The organism is Flagellimonas sp. CMM7 (assembly GCF_021390195.1).
GTDB lineage: Bacteria > Bacteroidota > Bacteroidia > Flavobacteriales > Flavobacteriaceae > Flagellimonas.
Genome location: NZ_CP090003.1, coordinates 4,297,128 through 4,320,994, shown reverse-complemented (window position 1 = coordinate 4,320,994; position 23,867 = coordinate 4,297,128). Strand labels below are relative to the sequence as shown.

The following is a 23,867-nucleotide window of genomic DNA, read 5'->3' as shown; positions in this document are numbered from 1 at the left end:
AGAACAATATAAGTCTTGGTTCAGGAAAGGATGTAGAAGTCATCGGTGGTCAGGCCAAGTACCGTGTTAACATGGTATTCAAAAAGAAGGAAAAGTATCAGAGTTGATTTAAAAAAGAAACGAAGACCAATGAGCACAAACAGGATACGATTGAGCTCATTGGTTTTTAATTTGATGAATGCCTGTAAACCCGACCAACCGACCGATGAAACCAGAGAGAAAACTAAGCCTACAAAACATTTACATAATCATGGGAATTTCCATGGTTTTTGGGCTTTCATATAACTACTTCTTCTATTCACATACGTTTATAGAGTTTTTTGAGGCAGGTAGTATAGGTGTTATTTTAGGTCTGCTTATTGGAGTTTTGGAAGAGTTTGTTTTCAAAAAAGCATTTCATAAAATTTCTTCTCTAGCTGTAACCATAATTAGGTCATTGTTATACTCTTTGCTTATAAGCACCATTTTGGCCTTGGTATTGGCTATCGAAAATTTCTTTAAATATAATACCAGTTGTTCAGAAGCAGTAATTCAATATCTGATTGGCCCTGAGTATAGACGAGATTTTCTATTTAGTTTGTCGTTTATTGCTATAACACTCTTTTTACTGCAGATTATACACCTCATCGGGAGGGCCAATTTTTTAAGATTATTTTTTGGGATGTATCGTCAACCACGTGAAGTTTCTAGATTGTTCATGTTTCTAGACCTTAAAAGTTCGACATCCATAGCTGAAAAGTTGGGCAACAAAATGTACAGTGCATTTATAAGGGATTTCTTTTATGATATTTCCGATGCCATTATTTTGTTCAAAGGAGAAATCTATCAATATGCTGGAGACGAGATAATCTTGGTATGGCCTATCGGAAAGAATAATTTGAATGCCATCCTATGCTTTTTTAAGATGGTGGAAATCATTAAAAAAAAGCACAACGAGTATCTTACCAAATATGGCATCATTCCTGAGTTTAAAGCGGGCATACATACAGGAAAGGTTATTGTGACGACCGTTGGAAAACTAAAAAAGGAAATCGTCTATCATGGCGATGTTTTGAACACCACCGCAAGAATTGAAGGAAAGTGTAATGAGTTGCAACAAAAACTATTGGTTTCAAAAAATATATTGCCATTTATGCAAAAAGAAAATGAATATCTTATAAAGGAGAAAGGCGAAATAGAACTTAAAGGCAAATCACAAAAACTTCCTCTTTATGGAGTGCAATTAGCTACCCAAAGACAATTTTTGTGTTAGGTTCATAGTCTCAAAAAACGGCCGATTTAAAGGACAAAATTCTGAATCGAATATCCTCTACAGGTAGAAGTCCCACTCTTGGTCTTTTTTAATATTTCCGTTAATTGACCTTTTATGGGACACTTATAGAATTGCTCCAAGAAGAATTTATCCCATATCCAATTCAGGAATCATATTCGCAGCTTCCTTCATTTTTCGATCTATAATTTTAGTGTAAATCTCTGTAGTCCGGATTTCTCTGTGCCCTAGGCGTTTTGAAACGGTATAAATATCTGCACCGTTTTCAAGTAATAGTACGGCATTGGTATGTCTCGCACTATGGAAAGTGATATGCTTGGTTATTCCGGCTTTCATACACCATCGAAGGATTTCCGTATTATAAACAGCACCATATTTTAAGCCCTTAAAGACCCTTTCATTTTTATGTGTTCTCTTTCCTAATAAATCTCTTGCTTGCTTAGAAATGTAAAGGTATTCAAGGCCGTCCGTTTTCTTCTGTCTAAAGATAATTCTTGAAGCTTCGTCCTCATCTCTTACCTCTGACCATGTTAGCTTATTTATGTCACTCCATCGCAATCCCGTAAGACAACTAAAAATAAAGGCATTTTTAAGAATTGGATATTTACAATCGGTTTGGGTCAAAGCTTGCAATTCAGAATAGATCAAATATTCCCGTTGTGATTCGGATTGTTCAAATCCCTTGACTGATTTGATCACATTGGTAACAATATAGTGCTCATTGTAAGCTTCTCTGAGCGCAGCTTTCAATTTATTGAAATAGGTGTATTTCGAATTTTGGGATAGGGGAGTATTACTTTTGGTTTTGGCCTTGTTATCTAAGTATCTCCTAAAGCCTCTCACAAAATCAGTATCGATATCCTTTAATTGAATATGTGCTGGAGCGTATTTTTTTAGATGTTTAAAGGCAGCATCCCAGTTTCCATAATTTCCTTTGGATTCGTAACGCTCTTCTTGCAATGTTTTATAGAAATCAAAAAGAAGGATATTCCCTTTTTTATTGTCTTTTAGTTTATACTTACCTTGATAGAATTCTGATTTCCGAATCGAAAGGATTTTCTCAGCCAATTCATAGATCTCTTTGTTCCTTCTTTTTTCATCTGGCGTCGACGGATTTTCCAAAGGGTACATTTTCAAATACTCAAAATCCCTATTGTATTTATTGATTCCGTTCTTGTCAATAAAGTGGCCCTTATAGTATTCTATAAAAAGGCTCAACTTTCCATTTTTAATCTTTTTGCTTTTTAGACTTATTTTCATTTCGAGGTGAAAAAATTTCACCTCGAGTATCAAAAAACACGTTGAGGTGAAAATTGGGTGAAATAAATATATGAAAATAGGCTATCAAATGAAATAAAGAAGAGAAATAATTTTAAACAACTTATTGATAATCAATTAAATGAAAAAAAAAGAATTCAAATGAAATTAAGAAATCAACTTATTTATTTTCCGATACAAAAGTTTGAAAAAATATTCCCCAATAAATCATCGTTGGTCACACTCCCGGTAATTTCTCCCAAATAAAAAAGCGCTTGGCGAATGTCAATGGCCATAAGGTCACTTGCCAAGCCTACATCCATACCTTCTTTTACCTTCTGAATTTCCTCTAATGCCTTTAATAGAGTATCGTAATGTCTGCTATTGGTCACAATGGTTTTATCACCAATCAACGCACCAGAATCAATCAATGACAGTAATTTATTTTCTAGTTCAGAAATACCTTTTTTTGCTTTTGCGGAAATAAAAAGAGTGTTTGGAATCTCAGATTTTAACTGATTAATTTCTGTGTTGCTCAATAGATCTACTTTATTACAAATTGGCAGTAGATTTTTGTTCGGATACCGATTTCTTATATTTTCCAATTCCGTTTTGTCAAAGTCAGGACTGTCAAAAAGGAAAATAATAAGTTTGGCTTTATCAATTTTTTCAAAAGTTCGTTCAATTCCAATTTTTTCAACTACATCTTTTGTTTCTCTTATTCCGGCAGTATCAACAAATCTGAAATTGATACCATTAATGCTAATTTGATCTTCAACGGTATCACGTGTGGTGCCCGGTATATCACTAACAATTGCACGTTCTTCATTCAGCAATGCATTCAATAGTGTTGACTTGCCCACATTTGGTTCACCAACAATTGCTATTGGTATTCCATTTTTTATGACATTGCCCAGAGCAAAAGAATCAATCAATTTTTTAAGAGTTTCACTGATGCTGTTTAATAGCTCATTGAACTGGGTCCTATCTGCAAACTCCACATCTTCTTGAGAGAAATCGAGTTCAAGCTCAATTAAGGATGCGAAATTTAAAAGCTCTTCCCTTAGCTTTTCAATTTCTCCACTAAAACCACCTCTCATTTGCTTCATGGCAATTTCATGAGCTGCTTCACTATCGCTGGCAATTAAATCAGCTACCGCTTCAGCTTGACTTAAATCCATTTTACCATTTAAAAAAGCGCGTAGTGTAAATTCTCCTGCTGTAGCCATACGACAGCCGTGCCGTAAAAAAAGTTGAATAATTTGTTGTTGAATATATGGTGAACCATGACATGAAACTTCAATGATATCTTCGGAAGTATAGGAATTTGGTCCTTTGAATATTGAAACCAAGACTTTATCCAAAATTTTATCATTTTCAATGATATGTCCTAAATGAATGGTATGACTTTTTTGATCAATCAATTTTTTGTTTCGAATAGATTGAAAAAGAGTGTCAGAAATAGGAATAGCTTTGGGCCCAGAAATTCTGATTACTGCAATGGCACCTGTCCCAGGGGGAGTTGCCATAGCTATAATTGTATCGGTATATGACATAGGGAGCAAAAATACGAATTAGTAGAATGTTGTAACATTTTATAAAGAAGTGATACTGATATAGTACATCATTAAAATCAATCAAAAATGGAAATCATCAATCAAAATGTAATTAGGAAGGACAACACACTGTTGGCCATAACACATCTTTCGCAATTGTTGCACTATGTAACTGGCTTTGGAGGCTTTATTGTCCCTGTCATAATCTGGTTAACATCTAGGAAAACCGTAGAAGGAATGAATGAACATGGGAAATCTGTAATTAATTTACAGTTGAGTTTATTGCTTTATATCATAATAAGTATACCAGCAATTTTATTGTTGGGATTGGGAATTTTAGGTCTAATAGGAGTTGCCATTTTAGGTTTTGTACTACCTATAATAAATGCGGTAAAAGCTGCTAACGGAGAATCCCCGTCCACATTTTTAACCATCCCCTTTGTATAAAAACAAAAAAAGCTAGAACAATTGCTCTAGCTTTCCAAATATTTAGGTTGAATATTTAGTTGTTCAGCATAACTGGCATAACAAGCATGGTAACATGTTCGCCTTCGTCCAATCCATCGGCAGGTGTTAAAATTCCCGCTCTGTTTGGTAAGCTCATCTCTACCGAAACTTCATCGGATGTTAAGTTGTTGAGCATTTCCACCAAAAACCTGGAATTAAATCCTATCTGCATATCGTCCCCTTGATAAGAACAAGAAAGCCTTTCTTCGGCCTTATTGCTATAATCAACATCTTCTGCGGAGATATTCAATTCAGCACCAGCAATCTTTAATCGTATTTGGTGTGTGGTTTTGTTGGAAAATATAGAAACCCTACGAACAGAACTCAAAAATTGATTTCTAGAAATAGATAGTTTGTTAGGGTTCTCTTTTGGAATCACCGCTTCATAATTAGGATATTTTCCATCAATTAATCTGCAAATCAGTTCTGAATTATCAAAAATGAATTTTGCGTTACTGTCATTATATTCTATGGTAACTTCGGACTCCGAACCTGATAAAATACCTTTTAAAAGATTCAATGGTTTTTTTGGCATGATGAATTCTGCGACTTCAGATGCAGTAATATCATGTCGTTGATATTTCACCAATTTGTGAGCATCTGTAGCTACGAAAGTCAAATTTTCAGTGGAAAACTGAAAGAAAACACCACTCATAACAGGGCGTAAATCATCGTTTCCAGCGGCAAATATGGTTTTGTTAATAGCCGTAGCCAAAATATCGCCAAGTAATGTTGTGGAACTTGGATTGGACACTTCCACTGCTTTTGGGAATTCAGCACCATCTGCATATGCCAAAGCATACTTACCATGATTAGAACTAATTTCCACTGTATTGTTGTCCTCCACAACAAATGTGAGGGGCTGTTCTGGAAATGTCTTCAAAGTATCTAGCAACAATCTAGCTGGAACAGCTATGGTTCCTTCCGCATCAGAATCAACTTCTAATACAGAACTCATGGTTGTTTCCAAATCCGAAGCAGAAACAGTTAGCTTGCTTTGTTTTAAATCAAAAAGAAAATTGTCTAGAATCGGGAGTGTATTACTGTTGTTGATTACACCACCTAAAACCTGAAGTTGTTTTAATAAATATGTACTGGATACGATAAATTTCATTAACAGAACTCTTTTTTAGCATTGTGTTTGCCCATCGATATTCTTGTCGGCAAAACTCATAAAATCAATAGAAACAAATATATCTTAAAACGTTTAAGTAAAGAAACAAATTTATCAACACTTAACTTGCATATTTACGCTTACGGTAAGCACCAAAGAAAATGCCCAAGACCAAAGTTAAAAGAACCGGAACTCCAATGTTTACAAGCTGCCACTTTGCTTTTTGCTCAACAATTTTTTCAACATCCAATAATGGTATGGATACTTTCTTGTTTCTTATGTTTATAAGTCCGGTATCATCCAAGAGGTAATTAATGCAATTGATCAAAAATTCCTTGTTCCCATAAGAACTATTGGTCCATTTATCATAACCTAATTCCAAAGGTCTGCCATTTCTTAATTGATTTTTGATAACATCGCCATCAGAAATCACTATCATTTTGTTTGCCTCTCCTTCTTCTAGGGTATTTTCCAGTTGTATTGGCTTCACTCGATTTTTAAACATAGAGGCGAATTTTCCTTCTATTAATACCGCCAATGCCTGGTTACCGTTGTTGTAAGTTTCTTTATTTGGTGGTGCGTCCAAAATATTCAGACCTATTTGTTTTGGAGTACCTTCAGTTTTAGATAATGGAGAGCTTCTCAACAAAACTGTTTTTTGATAATCATTCTCTAGAACATCCATTGCGTTTGCAAATTGATATCGTACTGCTTCAATATTGGTATTGATGGGATGGTTGTTTCTAGAAAACACCATAGGGTTATAATACCATGGTACGGGATTGTATTGAGAATCATTTCCTTCGCCCGTAGCCAATACTATTTGCGTGAAGTAAAGATCATTTACTAAAACAGGATTTATTCTAACACCATACTTGAAGAAAAAGTCATTGAGGTTTAAATCTCGTGGTATGGCCATGGCACTTCCGCCGCCCTTAAAAATACTGTCTACCTCCATGGCCACTTGATCCATTAACCAAATGGATTTTCCTCCATTTACAATGAACTGATCCATGACGTATTTTTCTCCATCTGAGAACGCTTCTGTTGGTTTTGCAATAATGGCAAGGTCAAAACCCTTTAATTGCTCTAAAACTCTCTGAGGATTCTTAATAACAGAATCTAAAGTAATTGCGCCAATGTCATAATATTCCTGAATTGTTGTCAAGTAGTCAGCCAAGAAAATATCGTCTAATTCTCCATTACCTTTAATAACGGCTACTCGTTTCTTTTCAGTAATATTCAATTTGGTGAAAGCATCTGCAAAAGCATATTCCAGTTGTTGCACAGAATTATTGACACGCTCTTCTGTGGATGAGCCAAGTTTGTTCTTTAGGAGTGCAACTTTAACGGTTTGGTTCTTATAATTAACCATGGCCCATGGAAAAACAAGTTCTTGGGAAACTTTTCCATTTTCCTCTACTGTTACATTGGCCGGTGTTAAGCCAATACGTTGCAAATTTGCTATGGTTTCTTGTGTTTGGGTTTCATCCTCTAAGGGATTCACCAAATTATATTTAATGTTTTTGTTTTTAGAGGCAAAAGACTTCAATAGTTGAATGGTCTCTATTTTTAGCTTGGAAAACTCTGGTGGAATAGTTCCATCTAAAAGAATGTCTATTACTACTGGGGAGTCAAACTTTTTGGCTGCTTCAATTGCGGGTTTGGATAAGGTAAAGCGATTATCTTCCGTCAAATCAAAACGGGCGGAAACAAAACTACCGATCACATTTAGAATGATGACGGCAACAAGTGCTTTAAGAACAGAAATTAAAAACTTCGCCATCATCTTGGTAATTGTTTTAATCGTAGAAAAGTGAGATACAAAAAGAACAGTGTTAGTGAAACAAAATACATTAGATCTCTAGTGTCAACTATTCCTCTGGCAATACTATCAAAATGTGACCTAGCACCTATTTCTTGAATGAATTGTTGTGTTTCTCCATCAGAAAACAATGACGACATTGCATCAAAACCATTAAAAAGAAGGAAACACATCAGAATACCTATGATAAAGGATACAATTTGATTGTCTGATAGTGTTGAAGAAAAAAGCCCTATTGAAGTATATGCCCCAATCAAAAATAGAAGACCAAAATAGGAGCCCAAAACAACGCCTAAATCAAAATTACCTTCTGTTATTCCCAAATTTGAAATTGCGAATACATAAATAATGGTAGGTAAAACTGCTATTACACATAAAAGAAATGCGCCCCAGAATTTTCCCAAAACCAATTTCCAAATGGATATTGGCTTTATTAACAAAAGTTCCAAGGTCCCAACTTTTCGTTCTTCAGAAAAACTTTTCATGGTAATCGCAGGAACCAAAAAAATAAAAATCCATGGAGCCAATAAAAATAGATTTCCTAAATCAGCAAAACCATAATCGAAAATGTTGAAATCTCCTTTGAAGACCCATAGAAAAAGACCATTCAACAATAAAAATAGGCCTACAATCATATACCCAATGGGTGACGTGAAAAAAGATTGGACCTCCCTTTTAAAAATTGCAAACATTAAAACTGGTTTGAGGATTGAATTTTAGCCACGCTCCAAGCTTCCGGTTTTTCTGCAAACAGTGGTTTGGTGCGTGACCAAACACCTTTGAAGAAATCTGATGTTCTGTAATTTTCCAAATCTGATTCTTCATCCCAAAAACTGTATGTGAAAAAGATACATGGATTTTTAAGATCTTGATACAATTCTACAAAAGAGCAACCTTCAAAAGCCAATATGCCGTGTTTTGATTCTTCAAAAATTCGTTCAAAACTAGGAATATTTTCGGGTTTAAAAATGAGTTTTACGATACGGATGAGCATTTACAGAAAATTTATGGTTACAGTGTCCCTGTAATTGAGTCCAAGTAGGGTGGAAGCACCCCCTACCGTATTTTGGTCACTTTTGTATATGGCCAGCTCTAGATAAGCGGCAGAATTAAATAGTGCCAGCGCATCTCCAGGGCCTTTGCGTTGTCCTTTTTCTAGGTTGTAGTTAATGATTCCATTATAGCTATTGTGAATGGCCTTTATTTTGTTGGTCCTTGCAATTATTTCAAAATCCCTTCCGTTTCTATAAGCTTCAAAAAGACTCCTTTGTATATTGGTTATTACATTACCATAGTTATCAATATAAATAACATTGCCAATTATCGTTTTACCATCATTGGTAATTCTTGGTTCAAATTCTTTCAATTCCCTCAGGGCATCAAAAGGTTTTCCTATTACCTCTAACTTTCCACCCCTTGCTATATGGCAGGCAACCTGAACAAACACATCAAGCACTGGAAAAGAAGCGGAATTCAAGTTGGGAATGTTCACTTGCATCACTTTTTCCGGTTCTATTTCTGAAGTAATCAAAGAAATAACACCATTATTGGCACTTATAAAATAATGCCCATCTACAAGCACCACTATATGTTGATTTTCGGGAGATAATTCAGAATCCACTCCAACCACATGAACAGTGCCCATTGGAAAAGAACGATAAGCGTTTTTTAAGATGTAGGCACACTCTTGAATGTTAAAAGGACTTATGGCGTGCGAAATATCAACAATACTGACTTCTGGCAAATTATTTAAGATTGTCCCCTTAATGGCACCTACAAAGTGGTCCTTATGCCCAAAATCTGTAGTTAGTGTTATGATCGCCATGCAATACTGTTGATATGTTTTTCCGTGCTCAAATTGATTTTTGGTTAACTTTGTGGGGTAAAATTAAATAAAAAAGAAAGAATAAAATTTCTTCAAAAATAACCTTAAAACATCCCACATTTTTTGAACGAATTAATCATAGAACTTACAGAGATTAGCCCACAGGATTTTTTTGGGCAAAGGAATGAAAATATAGAATTATTAAAAAAATATTTCCCTAAGCTTAAGATTGTTGCACGTGGCAGTAAAATTAAAGTTTATGGGGATGAAGAGCTGTTGGAAGAGTTTGACAAGCGCTTTGATATGCTCACTACCCACTTTGCCAAATACAATAAGTTGGATGAGAACATGATTGAGCGTGTGCTTACCAGCAATGGGCAAGAAGACTATGCGTCTTCTAAAAGCAGTGGTGATGTTTTGGTGCACGGTGTCAGTGGTAAACTCATAAAGGCTCAAACAGCAAACCAAAGACGTCTTGTTGATGCTTGTAAAACAAATGATATGGTTTTTGCCATTGGCCCTGCGGGTACGGGAAAAACCTATACAGGTGTTGCCTTGGCTGTAAAAGCATTAAAAGAAAAGCAGGTAAGACGAATTATTTTAACGCGCCCGGCTGTTGAAGCAGGGGAGAACCTCGGTTTTCTTCCTGGAGATTTAAAAGAAAAATTAGATCCTTATATGCAGCCGCTTTATGATGCACTACGCGATATGATTGCTCCAGAAAGATTGGATAAGTACATTGAGGATGGTACCATTCAAATTGCGCCTATGGCCTTTATGCGCGGTAGAACTTTGGACAATGCCTTTGTTATTTTGGATGAAGCTCAGAATACGACTCATGCCCAAATGAAAATGTTTCTGACACGCATGGGTAAAAACGCCAAATTTTTATTAACAGGTGACCCAGGGCAAATAGATCTTCCCCGGAGGGTAACTTCAGGTTTAAAAGAAGCTCTTTTAATTTTGCAAAATGTATCTGGAATCAGCATGATTTATTTGGATGATAAAGATGTAATTCGTCATAAATTGGTCAAAAAAGTCATTGACGCTTACAAGAATATTGAGCACCATAATTAGCAGCGCATGTTAAACACTTTAATGGATACCAATTTTCACTTTACTGGTCAAAAATCCATCTACAAAGGAAAAGTTAGGGAAGTTTATACTTTAGAAAATGATGTTTTGGTCATGATTGCCACAGATCGACTATCCGCTTTTGATGTGGTCATGCCCAAAGGAATTCCATACAAGGGACAGATTCTAAATCAGATTGCCACTAAAATGATGCAAGCTACGGAGGATATTGTTCCAAATTGGTTAATGGCAACACCAGACCCAAATGTAGCAGTGGGTGAAGCCTGTGAACCTTTTAAAGTTGAAATGGTCATTCGTGGGTATATGTCAGGACATGCCGCTCGAGAATATAAAGCTGGAAAACGAATGCTATGTGGAGAACCGATGGCAGAAGGGATGAAGGAAAACGATAAGTTTCCAGAACCTATTATAACGCCTGCAACAAAGGCCGAAAAAGGAGATCATGATGAGGATATTTCCAAAGTTGAAATCCTGAACAGAGGAATTGTTTCCAAAGCTGATTATGAAGTTTTGGAAAAATACACCCAAGCATTATTCCAAAGAGGTACAGAAATTGCGGTCAAACGAGGGTTAATTTTAGTAGACACCAAATACGAGTTTGGAAAAACCAAAGACGGCCAGATTGTCTTGATAGACGAAATTCATACACCGGACTCATCCCGTTATTTTTATGCTGATGGCTATGAGGAACGTCAGGCCAGGGGAGATGCTCAAAAGCAACTATCGAAAGAATTTGTGCGCCAGTGGCTCATTTCCAATGGATTTCAAGGATTGGAAGGACAATCTGTCCCTGAAATGAGTGATGAATACGTAGAATCCGTTTCGGAACGATACATTGAACTGTATGAGAGTATTATGGGCGAGGCTTTTGAAAAAGCGGATGTTTCCAATATTCAAGAACGCATAGGACAAAACGTTTCTTCGTATCTCAATTCAATTTAATATCTTACCATTTCAAATTTTGAAATGGAACTTTCACAACGCAAGAAATACTGGAAGGAAAACCTAAAGTATCTCTCTATTCTTTTAACCATCTGGTTCTTGGTTTCCTATGGCTTTGGTATTTTATTGGTAGATGAATTGAACACCATCCGTTTGGGTGGGTTTAAGTTGGGCTTTTGGTTTGCTCAACAAGGTTCCATTTATGTTTTTGTACTGCTCATTTTTGTCTATGTCCGCTTAATGAACAAGTTGGACAAAAAATACAAGGTAAACGAATAAACTATGGAGATTCAAACGTGGACGTTTATCATTGTCGGACTTACTTTTGCCCTATATATTGGAATTGCCATATGGTCTAGAGCTGGGTCGACCAAAGAATTTTATATAGCTGGGGGTGGAGTTTCACCCTTAGCCAATGGTTTGGCTACTGCTGCGGATTGGATGTCGGCAGCCTCTTTTTTAGGAATGGCGGGCATTATTGCCTTTTCAGGTTATGATGGTTCTGTGTATTTAATGGGATGGACGGGAGGATATGTGCTTTTGGCATTGTTACTTGCCCCATATTTACGAAAATTTGGAAAGTTTACCGTTCCTGATTTTATAGGCGACAGATATTATTCTAACGTTGCCCGAACCGTGGCAGTTGTGGCCGCTCTATTTGTTTCATTCACCTATGTGGCAGGCCAAATGCGTGGAGTAGGAGTTGTTTTCTCTCGTTTTTTAGATGTGGAGGTCAATACAGGAGTCTATATTGGAATGGCGGTAGTATTGTTCTATGCCTTTTTGGGTGGAATGAAGGGGATTACCTATACGCAGGTGGCACAGTATTGCGTGCTCATTTTTGCCTTTATGGTCCCCGCTATTTTTATATCCCTTATGGCTACGGGGAATCCAATTCCACAATTGGGTTTTGGTTCAGCCGGTGAAGACGGAGTATACCTTCTAGACAAATTAGACGGATTGATGACCGAACTTGGTTTTACGGCATATACGGATGGTACCAAATCCAAAACAGATGTGTTTTTTATTACAGCGGCATTGATGATGGGTACAGCGGGACTTCCACATGTAATTATCAGGTTTTTTACTGTTCCCAAAGTAAAAGATGCACGAAAATCCGCGGGCTATGCACTATTGTTTATAGCTATTCTCTACACTACAGCTCCTGCTATAGCTGTTTTTGCACGCACCAATCTAATGGAAACCGTTCAAGACACCCCGTACAAAGAAATTCCCTCTTGGTTCACCAAATGGGAAGATACAGGTCTTATCGCTTGGACAGATAAAAATGGTGATGGGAAAATACAATACTTGCCCGGTTCAGCTATTGAAGGCAAAAAACCTCAATTTATTGAAGGCAGAGCTAATTATGGACAACGAAAAATAACCAACCCTAGCACGACAGCAAATGAGTTGTACGTGGATAGGGATATTACCGTATTGGCAAATCCTGAAATTGCGGGATTGCCCAATTGGATTATTGCATTGGTTGCAGCTGGTGGTCTGGCGGCGGCACTTTCAACAGCAGCAGGATTGTTGTTGGTCATTTCAACTTCCATTTCGCATGATTTAATTAAAAAGCAGTTCGCAAGGGATATATCAGATAAAAGAGAGTTGTTGATTGCACGTCTCTCTGCGGTTCTAGCAGTGATAGTTGCAGGTTATTTTGGTATTAATCCGCCTGGTTTTGTTGCGTCGGTAGTAGCATTGGCATTTGGTTTGGCGGCTTCTTCCTTTTTTCCGGCAATTGTGATGGGTATTTTTAGTAAACGGATGAATAGGGAAGGAGCCATCTCTGGTATGGTAGCTGGTTTGGCCATTACAACCTATTATATTGCCCGTTTTAAGCTGGGATGGATTGGAAATCCAGAAACTAGTGGTACGGACAATTGGTGGTTTGGTATTTCACCAGAAGGTTTTGGCACCATGGGGATGTTGGTCAACTTTGCAGTAGCACTCGTAATTTCTCGATTTACTTCTCCACCACCTGAGAAAGTTCAAGAAATTGTGGAAAATATAAGAATTCCTAGTGGGGCGGGAGACGCAATTGAGCATTAAAACAATAACAACTTTACTTTTTATCGCACCAAACCCTTTCTGATTTTCAATCGTTTTTCTATTGTACCTTTCTTTTGGATAGTCATTAGTCGATGCTGTTTTGTAAGTTGAGGTCATGGGCAATGCTTCTGTCGATAAATCAAGTAATAATGATAGCGCTGTTACTTTTTTGTTATTTTTAAAGCTCAAAATTTTCGAGTTACCTATGAGCAATTACCACATCAAACATTTAGAAGAATATTTTCAAGTATATCGAAAATCGGTACGTAATCCTGAAGATTTTTGGGAAGAAGTAGCAGAAGAACATTTTGTTTGGCGCAAGAAATGGAATACCGTTTTAGATTGGGATTTCTCTAAACCTGAAATTAAGTGGTTTGATGGTGCTCAGTTAAACATTACCGAAAATTGTATTGATAGACATTTGCGAATTCGAGGAGATAAAACGGCCATTCTTTTTGAGCCCAATGATCCAAAGGAAGAAGCACAACATATTACATATACCGAATTACATGAACGTGTATGCAAGTTTGCCAATGTTTTAAAAGACAAAGGCATTCAAAAAGGGGATAGGGTGGTCATTTATCTACCCATGATTCCCGAATTGGCCGTTTCGCTTCTGGCATGTGCTAGAATTGGTGCGGTTCACTCCGTGGTTTTTGCCGGGTTTTCTTCTACTGCTTTGGCGACAAGAATTAATGATTGCGAAGCAAAAATGGTACTTACTTCTGATGGTTCTTATAGGGGAAATAAAACCATCGATTTAAAAGGGATTGTAGATGATGCCCTAACACAGTGCCCCGGCGTGGAAACCGTTTTGGTTGCTAAGCGCACCAATGCAGATATTTCTATGGAAAAAGGACGCGATCAATGGTTACAGCCATTATTGGATAAAGCGTATTCTGATTGTGTCCCAGAAATTATGGAAGCAGAAGACCCTCTTTTTATATTATATACTTCTGGATCTACTGGTCGCCCTAAAGGAATGATGCATAGTACGGGAGGTTATATGGTCTACACGGCATACACTTTTAAAAATGTGTTCCAATATCGAGAAGAAGATATATACTGGTGTACTGCAGATATTGGTTGGATTACAGGGCATTCTTATATTGTCTATGGTCCATTAACCAATGGAGCTACCACAGTTATGTTTGAAGGTGTTCCCTCGTACCCGGATTTTGGCCGGTTTTGGGATATTATTCAAAAGCATAAGGTTACTCAATTCTATACCGCTCCTACCGCAATTAGAGCTTTGGCAAAAGAGAACTTGGACTTTGTTACCAAATACAATCTCTCCAGTTTGAAGGTTTTAGGTACTGTGGGTGAACCAATAAATGAAGAAGCTTGGCACTGGTATAATGACCACGTTGGGGAGAAGAAATGCCCTATTGTAGATACATGGTGGCAAACAGAAACAGGAGGTGTGCTCATTTCGCCAATTCCATTTTCAACACCTACCAAGCCCACGTATGCCACATTACCAATGCCTGGAATTCAGCCAGCCTTGATGGATGAGAATGGTAAAGAAATCAAAGGAAATCAGGTCGATGGCCGGTTGTGCATCAAGTTTCCATGGCCTTCTATTGCAAGAACTATTTGGGGAGACCATCAGCGTTACAAGGACACCTATTTTTCTGCTTATGAAGGCAAATATTTCACGGGAGATGGTGCTTTAAGGGATGAAGTGGGGTATTATAGAATAACTGGAAGAGTTGATGATGTTATTATTGTTTCTGGCCATAATTTAGGCACTGCACCCATTGAAGATGCTATAAACGAACACCCCGCCGTTGCAGAATCTGCTATCGTTGGATTCCCACATGACATTAAAGGAAATGCCTTGTATGGTTACGTTATTCTAAAAGAAACTGGGGAATCTAGAGATCGTGATAACTTGAAAAAGGAGATCAACCAGATGATTACGGAGCATATTGGCCCCATAGCTAAATTGAATAAAATTCAATTTGTGCCGGGATTGCCTAAAACCCGTAGTGGAAAGATTATGCGACGTATTCTTAGAAAAATAGCCTCAAAAGAAACGGGCAATTTAGGGGATATTTCAACCTTATTGAACCCCGAAGTTGTTGACAAAATCATAGAAGAGAGCTTATAAATCTCAAAGGCCAAATTTTGAGGGTTTTTGTCTTTTGATAAGATCACTAAGATTTTTTGGTTTGAGTTTATCCAAAATGGCAAGTAAAGCTATTACAGTGATATAGGCATCTCCCAAAGCGGTATGCCTATCTTTTTTAGAAATACTGAATTTTTCCGCTAAGTCATCCAAAGAATACTGTTCTTTTTTCTGAAGTACAGTTGCAGTAAGTAAGGTTCTTTTGTAAAGTAATCCGGTATCAAGTGTCTGATTCTTCAATTTGGGCAGCCCATTTCTTTTTAGAACCTCATTGATCATGGTAACGTCAAACATGACATGATGCCCAACCAAAACATGGTTTTTAATGTAGGATAAGAACCGTTCCAAGGCTTCGACTTCAGCAATACATTCTTTCCTCCCTTTTTTAAGAATACCATGAATCTCAGCACTATCGGCATCATAATGAGTTTGGGAAATATAGACCTCAAAACTCTCTTTAACTAAAATGCTTTTATTGATGAGTTTTAAAGCCCCAATACTAAGAATTCTATCTTTATCAAAACTAAAACCCGTGGTTTCAGTATCAAAAATCACAAACTTATTTTCATTGACATTGACAGGAAGTTTACCCTTGAATTGATTGGAATAGTGATTCCAGAAACTGGGTAAATCTTTTTGTTTTTTCTTTTGAAAAAGTCTCATTACCCTAAAATATTCTTGATTTGGAACCGTATCTGCAATAGATCTTGAATTTCTTTAATAGTCTTAAAAGTCCTCTTAAGTTTTATTTTTTCTTCTTTGTTGAGCTTGTCCAAAGCTATAAACCTACCTGAATCATTATGCAGCAAACCTTGAATGGTTCTAAATTTTAACAATGCCTTGCTGGCATAGGAACACGCTAAATAAAATTCTTTGTTTTGAGGTTCTAATTCTGCCAGTTTCTTGTAGCGTTCTGCTGTGTTGTTGATAGACTTTACGGAATGGGAAAGAATCAATACTCTTGCCGCATCTATGAGTGGCATTAATGCACGTAATTTAAGGTCAAAAAAATCTTTGTGAGCCCCATCTTGTTCTACTAAAAAATCTCTAAAGAACCCGGTAGGCGAGGGGTTCTGTAAAGCTCCGCTAGCTAAATGTGTTAAGAACAAGGGATGCTTTTTCACACTTTCAAAAATGTGCTTGGAAAGCTCATCGGTAAGTTTTTTAACTCCATACGTAACATTGTAATCAAAAAAGATAGAGGACAGAAGCACTTCGTCTGGCCCTGGGTTACTGATCCAATGGGTGGTCACCTCTTTCCATTCACCTAGACTATGGCACCATAATGGATTGGAAGCCATCATTTCTGCAGGGCAATATTCATAACCTATAGTGTTAAGTTCTTTGGTTATGATGGCCCCAAGTTTCAAAAAGTAATCGGTAGTTTCTTTGTGTCTGTTTTTCGGAACATCTTCAAAAATAATTGCGTTGTCCTGATCTGTATTCAATAACTGTTCGCTCCTTCCTTGACTGCCCATGGTTAACCATGCAAACCTGACAGGAGGTTCGGCATCCATATTTTTGATGACAATTTTAATGACTTGTTTTATGGTCGCATCATTTAACTCAGAAATAATTTTTGAAATTAACTCGATGGGAATATTTTCATCTAAATAGCCCCTGAGTAAGTTCATTACACCATGCCTGATGGAACGTAACCTTTTGGTATTGTTACATCTTTTAATGGCTCGCATCAATACCGCAGGGTTATTGCCTATTGCTACCATTACATCATGTTTGGACAGTATTCCAACGGCAGGGGTTTCAGGAGTCCCGTCTTCTGTTAAGCACAAATGGCTTATGTTACTTTTCATCATGGCCATTTGTGCCTGTGTAATGGTAAGTTCCTTTGGATACGTGATAACGGGGGATGTCATAACTTCTTTAGCGGTTCCGGTAATAGGTACAAGGCCAGTAAAAATTTTATTCCTAATATCCCTATCCGTTATGATACCAACAGGAAGTCCCTCTTTTACCACCAGAATGCAGCCAACATTATTAATGGTCATGGTATTGGCAACAACCTTTATTTTGGTGCTTTCCGTACAGGTGACTAAATTTGTGGAATAACGAACTGGCTGAAGATCTAGAAGCTTACTTTCCGGGTTGGTATCAGTACTATTAGAAACACCGTATAGTTTTCCACTATGTTTTAGGGAATATGGGTTGCGAGTATTGGAAGCAAAGCTTTCAATCAAAAAATCACCTACTCGTTTATTTTCAAGGGCAATGGGCTTAAACTCCTTGATTGGGATAGCGTATAATATGGTTTCTTCATGTGCCTTTGCCTCTAATTTGTAGTTCTCCTTTGCCATTAAAGGTCGCAAACCAAAAATATCACCTTCATCACAAATATCCAGAATATTGGTTGTGTCTTTTTTTGCAAGGGCTATAGCTCCTTTATGGACCACATAAAAGTACTCATGTGGTGCTTCATTTTCTGTAAAAATTATACTGTTGTTTTCTTTGTAGACAATGGATACTTCGTAGGAAAGCCTTTGTAACTGACCTTCCTCCAGAATATTAAAAGGGGGGAAATTTTTAAGAAAATCTGCAACCCGTTCAGAAATGGTATTCTTCATACCACAAATTTAGGCCTAAAACCAATTGCCAAGTTTATGTGAAAAGAAAAAAGCCAAGAAGAGAGGCATAAATAGTGATGCTCCATTATTTTACTATTTTTAGTTACCTAAAGTTAATATAATGAAATGCCATGTTCTGCTTTTTCATATTCTTATTGTGCTGTCATCCCAAGCGCAGACGCAAAAGAAGATTGATAGCGTATTACAGGTTTCTGAGTTTAAATTAGGGGGCGTGGAATCAAAAATTGAATTATATAATCAATTAGAGCTATTAACAAACATTGAAGAAAAGACAACCTTCCTCAACAACTATGAGTTTGTTGCAAAAAAAGAAAACAATACCTCTCATTTACTTTTTGTACAATTTCTTAGAGGAGAAATTTTTTTAGGGATAGAAAACCTTAAAGAGTCATTTACAAACTATCACAAGCTGCTGTCTCTTTCCAAAGCAGAGAAAGATGTGGACAACGAATTTTTGGCATATACGAGTTTAATGCATTACCATTATAAAACTCAGAAAGAAGATTCTATCAAACTATATATGGCAAAGGCAAAAGAGTTTATAGATAGAACGGATAATAATTATTACAAGGCAATTTATTTACGCAGGCAGGCGGAATACTATATAAAGAAAGAAGATTACCAGAGTGCTTTAACCCAACTTTTGCACATAAGCAAGATTGAGCTTACTCGCGAAACATCTATTCATTGTAATGCCTTGACCAATATAGGATGGATTTATGAGCATTTAAGCTATCCGGAGCGGGCGAAAATATACTATTTAAAAGCATTTAATGTTGCAAAAAAAATAGAGGCCAAAAGGTTTTTTAACTTTTGTAAATTAAAGTTAGCGCATATAGAGTTGTTTAATCTGAACAACCCGGACAAGGCTTTGGAAGAATACAAACAGCTTGAAGAAGAATACAAGAATTCGAATAAATATCAAGAAGGTGTGCTGTATGGTACTATTGGATATGCCTATGTGTTAACTAATAAGCAAGAAGAAGCCCTTCGCTATCTAAAAAAATCGAAAGATTTTTTTGAAAAAACTGGGGACAGCATATTTTTATGCTTACCGTATACCTATTTTACGCATTACTACAATAAATATGAACAGTATGAAAGCGCCATTCAAAGCGGAGAGACTGCATTAAAGATTATAGAAAACAAAAACCTTTTTAAGGCTAGAAAATTAATTCTTCTAGACAAGTTGGCAGAATCTTATATGGCCATTGGAGATAAAGATAAAGCATACAATTTATTGAAAGAATTAAATGAAATTAAGACAACTTTAGAAGCAAAAAAAAATAATATCGCTTTTATTGAGAGCCAGCAAGAAAACAAAGAAAATCAGGAAAGGTTACAAATTGTTGAACTAAAGAATCAGATATTAAACAAGAATAGGACGCAATATATTTTCTCTCTCTTTTTAGTAGGGGCTATTTTGGTTCTTACTTTGTTTTTTTACCGAAACCGTCAAAAAACAAATATAAAGCTTCGTGAAATTGATGCCCTAAAAACTAACTTTTTCACCAACATTTCACATGAATTTAGAACTCCGCTAACGTTGATTTCCTCTCCCATACAGGAAACTCTGGAAGAACCGGATTTATCAGGTGAAAAAAGAAAACATTTTGAAATAGCTCAGAGAAATACGAAAAGACTCTCATCTTTAGTAGACCAACTTTTAGAGCTTTCAAAAATTGATAGTGGAAATCGAAAACTGCTATTGCAGAAGAATAGTCCAACCCAAATGATAGCTGCGTGGTGTGAATCATTTTTATATCTCGCCAAACAAAAAAATATCAACTTTAAAACAGATATTCAAAATAAGGGAGAAAAAGTTTGGTTTGACCGGGAAGCTCTTGAAAACATTGTTGTCAATCTGCTGGGAAATGCTATAAAATACACACCAGAGAAGGGTGAGATTCTTCTTCAGGTTACTATTGAAAATAATTTTTTGTGGATTAAGGTTAGAAATTCAGGACAAGGCCTTGGGAATAAGCAAATTAAAACAATTTTCAATCGATTTTATCAAACTGATGGCCAAAATGAAGGTGCTGGAATTGGATTGTCTCTAGTAAAAGAGTTGACAGAATTACATGGAGGGAAGATAAGCGTTACCAGCGAAATAAATAAGTGGTCATTATTTGAAGTTTCGTTATGCCTAGAGAAAGAAAAACTTAAAAATGCTGAGATTAGAGAAACTATTGACCCTTTACCTATTGTTACTTCCCTTGATCAAGAAACAAAAGAACTGGAGGAAGAAATAACAGGGCAAGACAATGAACTTCCAATTCTTCTTATTGTTGAAGATAATGCGGACGTAAGAACCTTGTTAACCGATACCTTTAAAAAAGAATACGAGGTTGTACGAGCAGTAAATGGAGAAGAAGGTGTTTTAAAAGCTTTGGATATCATACCGGATATCATCATTTCTGATTTAATGATGCCCATAAAGGATGGTATTGCGCTTACCGATACGCTTAAAAATGATGAGCGCACCAGTCATATTCCCGTTATTCTTTTAACAGCAAAAGCGGGTGATGAAAATGAGTTGACAGGTATTGAAACAGGCGCGGATGATTACATAACCAAACCTTTTAACCAAAAAATTCTAAAATCGAAAACGGCTTCATTGGTTGCACTAAGAAAAAAGTTACAATCAAGATATAGTCAAGAAGTTATTTTAAAACCTAAGGATATCGCAATTACATCCGTTGATGAAAACTTTCTTGAGCGGGTACAAATTATTCTTGATGAAAAGCTCAAAGCATCAACTTTTACGATTGAGGATTTTAGTAAAATAATGAACATGAGTCGTATGCAATTGCACAGAAAACTAAAAGCCTTAACAGGGCTCTCGGCTTCAGAATTCATAAAATCACAACGACTAAAATTAGCTGTTCAAATTCTAAAAAACTCTGATATCAATATATCAGAAGTAGGCTACACGGTGGGGTTTAATGACCACGCCTATTTTAGTAAATGCTTTAAAGAAGCCTATAACTGTACTCCTTCAGAATTCTTAGCAGCAAGAAAATCTACTTGAACAACGCTACAAATACCACTATTTAGGGCTTTGTTACATGACTCATAGCTCTTGTTACATATTTTATAGTCCTTTCTAAAACCACAAACTACATTCGCTTTTGAATGTGATTATGAATCGCATTTCTCAAAGTCAAGTTGGCCATGGAGCAAAAGCATAATAGCCTTAAAGGCACACTTGATAGTTTCCCCGAAAAACAGATTTATTTAAATATCAACCATTTAAAGGATGGTAGTTATGTTTTAAAGATCATCCATAGAAATAAGGTGATTAAAAAGATAAGTTTTAACAAAAAGTAAGGGATATGAAAAAAATAGGAATGGCGCTATTAATTGTAGCGCTAAGTTTTTTTACTGCTAGTAATGCACAGTACTAATTGATTTGGACGAAGTTGAAACCAATTTCAGCATAGAAACCGCTGATTACAATAACTCATTTTAAAACTAAACAAATGAAAAATATAATTGCTTTATTAATATTTACGCTTTTCATAGCCTGTAAAAGCGATAAAAAAGAATCATCCACTATATCAAGTTCTGCTCAAACTAACCAAGTAAAAGCCGATACCAAGGCCTTAGAGTCCGGGGACTACAGTGCGCTGTTAATCGACTTTAAATGTGATATTGATATTTCTGAACTATCACAGGTACTTGAGGTAGCTGAAACTGACCTTAGCCTCTCGCAATATCCACGACAAGGAAAATGTACTTTTAACCTCAAAGGTTTTGGGAAAAACACTTTAGGTGATGATTCAGGAATCTCATGGGGTCCCTTTCCAACTTCAAAGGCGCAGAATAAAAAAGAAATCGAGAGTTATTTAAAACGAAAAAAGGAAGGCTTAAAAATTATGGGCATGGATATTCAACTAGCGGAAACTGGTGACTGTTATCTAGCATACCAACCCGCCCACGGTAGACTCCTCATTTACAATGAACATTATGACCAAGCTTTTTTAATGAACTATGGTATTAGAAGCGCAAATAACGACCGTACTAAAGAACAACATGAAGCACTACGCCTTAAAATGACGGATTTGGCTAACTATTTATTAAAGAAACATAGAAAATAGAGTTATGATGAGAACTATACTAATCCTAACATTTTTAGCATTTTATCAATTTGGAAATGCACAATTGATTGACCCATTTGGAAAAGTGGTTACCCACGAAATAAAACTCACCAAGCTTAATGACGGTGCCTATATGGGTGCCATGGAGTGGACAACTGGAGGTATTGATTCTTTACAGCGTTTTGTGGTTAAAGGACTCTCGGTCAAAGCCCCTGTGATGGTGAGGATTATTTCAAAAGCTCCTAACCACAACATTGACCTAAGTTTTCATAAAGAAAAATGGGATAATGTCGAATCACAAATTTCAACTGACGGTGAAAAGTTCGTAGATAAAATATTTAGAACTATGGGAATTGCCGGTATTGGCGTGTCTTCAAAAGTAGCTGGTATTCCATACTTAATTATTGTTAAAGTAGGACTGCAATTTCCATCAACCAAAAGCCTTATTAGAGTCACTGACGATATAGAAGAATACAACAGGCATTTAAGTAATTTGGGTATTGCAACTATAGCTGACACTGATAAGAATGGGACATCTTTCAAAAATGAGGGCATTACTGAAACTAATTCCGAAAAAAACGACAATACACTCACGTATGTTATTATTGGGTTACTGTCCTTAATTATAGTATTGCTAGGGGTGTTTTTAATTCGAAAACAAAAATCCAAAACCACCCTTGTTCTTTGGTTTGCGCTGTGTCTTTCGGCTTATACAATGGCGCAGTCCAATGCGCCGAAATCAGTACCTATTGGTAATCCAAATGGAGATGCGGTATTTGTTGAATATCGTACAAGCAATGTAGCTAACCAAGTACCAGTTGAAACCGTAATGAATATAGGCGCGGCTGATATGGTCGTTGCAGGAGACACCTCTTTAGAAACAGTTCTTCTTCGTATGGACACTGCACCAGGAGTTAGAGAATTAACTGGTGAAGAAGCTGCAGAAGTTCTAAGAAGAATAAAAGAAGCTAATGAAGAATTTGATAGGGATTACCGTGAAAACATGCCCGGTGAACCTACTGATGGTGATCAAAGAGTACCTCCTTCTGATCAAACTGGTGAAGAGTTAGAGCAGTTAAGAAGACAGGTTCGGCAACTCCAACAAGAAGTTGCTTTGCTATCAGAACGTGATCGAGAGTTTGATGAGGAAAATCAAAATAACGAAGCTCAAATTGTTATTTTATGTGATGATATAATTGCCTGCACGCGCTGTCTTCAGCAATGGAGAAGCAAACTACAAGTTAGGGATGCCTACTTTCAATACCTTCAAAGTTTTTATGCCCATGAAATTAAAGACATAAACAACAAGATAGCATGGGGTAATGCTGGGTCTAATGTCCATGGGGTAAGCGCAATTGTTTGGCAACGTATCCTACATGATAATATAATGCCTGCTGTAAGAACTCTTAAGGTAGCATATAACACCAAATTTGATGAATATATTGAATCTATGAGAAGAGTAGTAGCTTCCATGGAAACATGTCATACAACTCAAAATCCTGATGGTAGGCAAAGCAGAGCAATAAAAGAGCAAGCAAAAGCTCTAGTAGAATATTATAGTAGAACTAAAATTATTGACTAAAA

19 protein-coding genes are annotated in these 23,867 nt (G+C 36.5%); 10 read left to right on the top strand and 9 right to left on the bottom strand.

What is annotated here, in order from left to right:
- The first annotated feature begins 205 nt into the window (after positions 1-205).
- Positions 206-1,252 carry an adenylate/guanylate cyclase domain-containing protein gene (locus LV704_RS19595; RefSeq protein WP_163421997.1) on the top strand — a complete coding sequence of 349 codons (1,047 nt, stop codon included), beginning with the start codon at positions 206-208 and terminating at the stop codon, positions 1,250-1,252.
- Between the two features lie 147 nt (positions 1,253-1,399).
- Here the strand turns inward: LV704_RS19595 and LV704_RS19590 are convergent, their stop codons facing one another.
- Complete coding sequence (locus LV704_RS19590) at positions 1,400-2,488, bottom strand: site-specific integrase (protein ID WP_370636038.1); 1,089 nt, start codon at positions 2,486-2,488, stop codon at positions 1,400-1,402.
- Between the two features lie 224 nt (positions 2,489-2,712).
- Positions 2,713-4,083 (bottom strand): tRNA uridine-5-carboxymethylaminomethyl(34) synthesis GTPase MnmE, encoded by a 1,371-nt coding sequence (gene mnmE / locus LV704_RS19585; protein WP_163421999.1) that lies wholly within the window; start codon positions 4,081-4,083, stop codon positions 2,713-2,715.
- An 87-nt stretch (positions 4,084-4,170) separates the two neighbouring features.
- Between mnmE and LV704_RS19580 the strand changes: the two genes are divergently transcribed.
- A complete protein-coding gene (locus LV704_RS19580) occupies positions 4,171-4,530 on the top strand; it encodes a DUF4870 domain-containing protein (protein ID WP_163422000.1) in 360 nt (119 codons plus the stop codon).
- Positions 4,531-4,585: 55 nt separating this feature from the next.
- Here the strand turns inward: LV704_RS19580 and dnaN are convergent, their stop codons facing one another.
- The 5 genes from dnaN to LV704_RS19555 all read right to left on the bottom strand — a co-directional run bounded on the left by dnaN (position 4,586) and on the right by LV704_RS19555 (position 9,354).
- The gene (gene dnaN, locus LV704_RS19575; protein ID WP_163422001.1) at positions 4,586-5,704 is read right to left on the bottom strand and encodes a DNA polymerase III subunit beta; all 1,119 of its coding nucleotides are present in this window, start codon (positions 5,702-5,704) and stop codon (positions 4,586-4,588) included.
- 121 nt (positions 5,705-5,825) lie between these two features.
- Positions 5,826-7,493 (bottom strand): gliding motility-associated ABC transporter substrate-binding protein GldG, encoded by a 1,668-nt coding sequence (gene gldG, locus LV704_RS19570; RefSeq protein WP_317164636.1) that lies wholly within the window; start codon positions 7,491-7,493, stop codon positions 5,826-5,828.
- A complete protein-coding gene (gene gldF / locus LV704_RS19565) occupies positions 7,490-8,221 on the bottom strand; it encodes a gliding motility-associated ABC transporter permease subunit GldF (protein WP_163422002.1) in 732 nt (243 codons plus the stop codon). Before gldF ends, gldG begins: the two co-directional genes overlap by 4 nt.
- Entirely contained in the window at positions 8,221-8,523 is a 303-nt protein-coding gene (locus LV704_RS19560; RefSeq protein ID WP_163422003.1) for a putative quinol monooxygenase, read from the bottom strand. The genes gldF and LV704_RS19560 overlap by 1 nt, the downstream gene beginning before the upstream one ends.
- Positions 8,524-9,354, bottom strand: coding sequence for an S-adenosyl-l-methionine hydroxide adenosyltransferase family protein (locus LV704_RS19555; protein ID WP_163422004.1), 831 nt, complete (start codon positions 9,352-9,354; stop codon positions 8,524-8,526).
- A gap of 123 nt (positions 9,355-9,477) precedes the next feature.
- Between LV704_RS19555 and LV704_RS19550 the strand changes: the two genes are divergently transcribed.
- From LV704_RS19550 to acs, 5 genes are all read left to right on the top strand, one after another.
- Positions 9,478-10,431, top strand: a complete 954-nt coding sequence (locus tag LV704_RS19550) for a PhoH family protein (protein WP_163422005.1) — start codon at positions 9,478-9,480, stop codon at positions 10,429-10,431.
- A gap of 6 nt (positions 10,432-10,437) precedes the next feature.
- Positions 10,438-11,391, top strand: a complete 954-nt coding sequence (locus tag LV704_RS19545; RefSeq protein ID WP_163422006.1) for a phosphoribosylaminoimidazolesuccinocarboxamide synthase — start codon at positions 10,438-10,440, stop codon at positions 11,389-11,391.
- Positions 11,392-11,415: 24 nt separating this feature from the next.
- Positions 11,416-11,670, top strand: coding sequence for a DUF4212 domain-containing protein (locus LV704_RS19540; RefSeq protein WP_163422007.1), 255 nt, complete (start codon positions 11,416-11,418; stop codon positions 11,668-11,670).
- Between the two features lie 3 nt (positions 11,671-11,673).
- Positions 11,674-13,449 carry a sodium:solute symporter family protein gene (locus LV704_RS19535; protein ID WP_163422008.1) on the top strand — a complete coding sequence of 592 codons (1,776 nt, stop codon included), beginning with the start codon at positions 11,674-11,676 and terminating at the stop codon, positions 13,447-13,449.
- Positions 13,450-13,654: 205 nt separating this feature from the next.
- A complete protein-coding gene (acs, locus tag LV704_RS19530; RefSeq protein ID WP_163422009.1) occupies positions 13,655-15,562 on the top strand; it encodes an acetate--CoA ligase in 1,908 nt (635 codons plus the stop codon).
- 3 nt (positions 15,563-15,565) lie between these two features.
- On the opposite strand, the gene LV704_RS19525 is transcribed toward acs, so the two are convergent.
- Together LV704_RS19525 and LV704_RS19520 are read right to left on the bottom strand one after the other, a co-directional pair.
- Positions 15,566-16,243, bottom strand: coding sequence for a PolC-type DNA polymerase III (locus LV704_RS19525; protein WP_163422010.1), 678 nt, complete (start codon positions 16,241-16,243; stop codon positions 15,566-15,568).
- Positions 16,243-18,162, bottom strand: a complete 1,920-nt coding sequence (locus LV704_RS19520; protein WP_163422011.1) for a DUF294 nucleotidyltransferase-like domain-containing protein — start codon at positions 18,160-18,162, stop codon at positions 16,243-16,245. The genes LV704_RS19525 and LV704_RS19520 overlap by 1 nt, the downstream gene beginning before the upstream one ends.
- Positions 18,163-18,283: 121 nt before the next feature.
- On the opposite strand from LV704_RS19520, the gene LV704_RS19515 reads away from it, so the two are divergent.
- The 3 genes from LV704_RS19515 (at position 18,284) to LV704_RS19505 (ending at position 23,865) form a co-directional block, all read left to right on the top strand.
- Complete coding sequence (locus LV704_RS19515) at positions 18,284-21,214, top strand: ATP-binding protein (protein ID WP_163422012.1); 2,931 nt, start codon at positions 18,284-18,286, stop codon at positions 21,212-21,214.
- A 451-nt stretch (positions 21,215-21,665) separates the two neighbouring features.
- Positions 21,666-22,283, top strand: coding sequence for a hypothetical protein (locus tag LV704_RS19510; protein WP_163422013.1), 618 nt, complete (start codon positions 21,666-21,668; stop codon positions 22,281-22,283).
- Positions 22,284-22,287: 4 nt separating this feature from the next.
- A complete protein-coding gene (locus LV704_RS19505) occupies positions 22,288-23,865 on the top strand; it encodes a hypothetical protein (RefSeq protein WP_163422014.1) in 1,578 nt (525 codons plus the stop codon).
- The last annotated feature ends 2 nt before the right edge of the window (positions 23,866-23,867 follow it).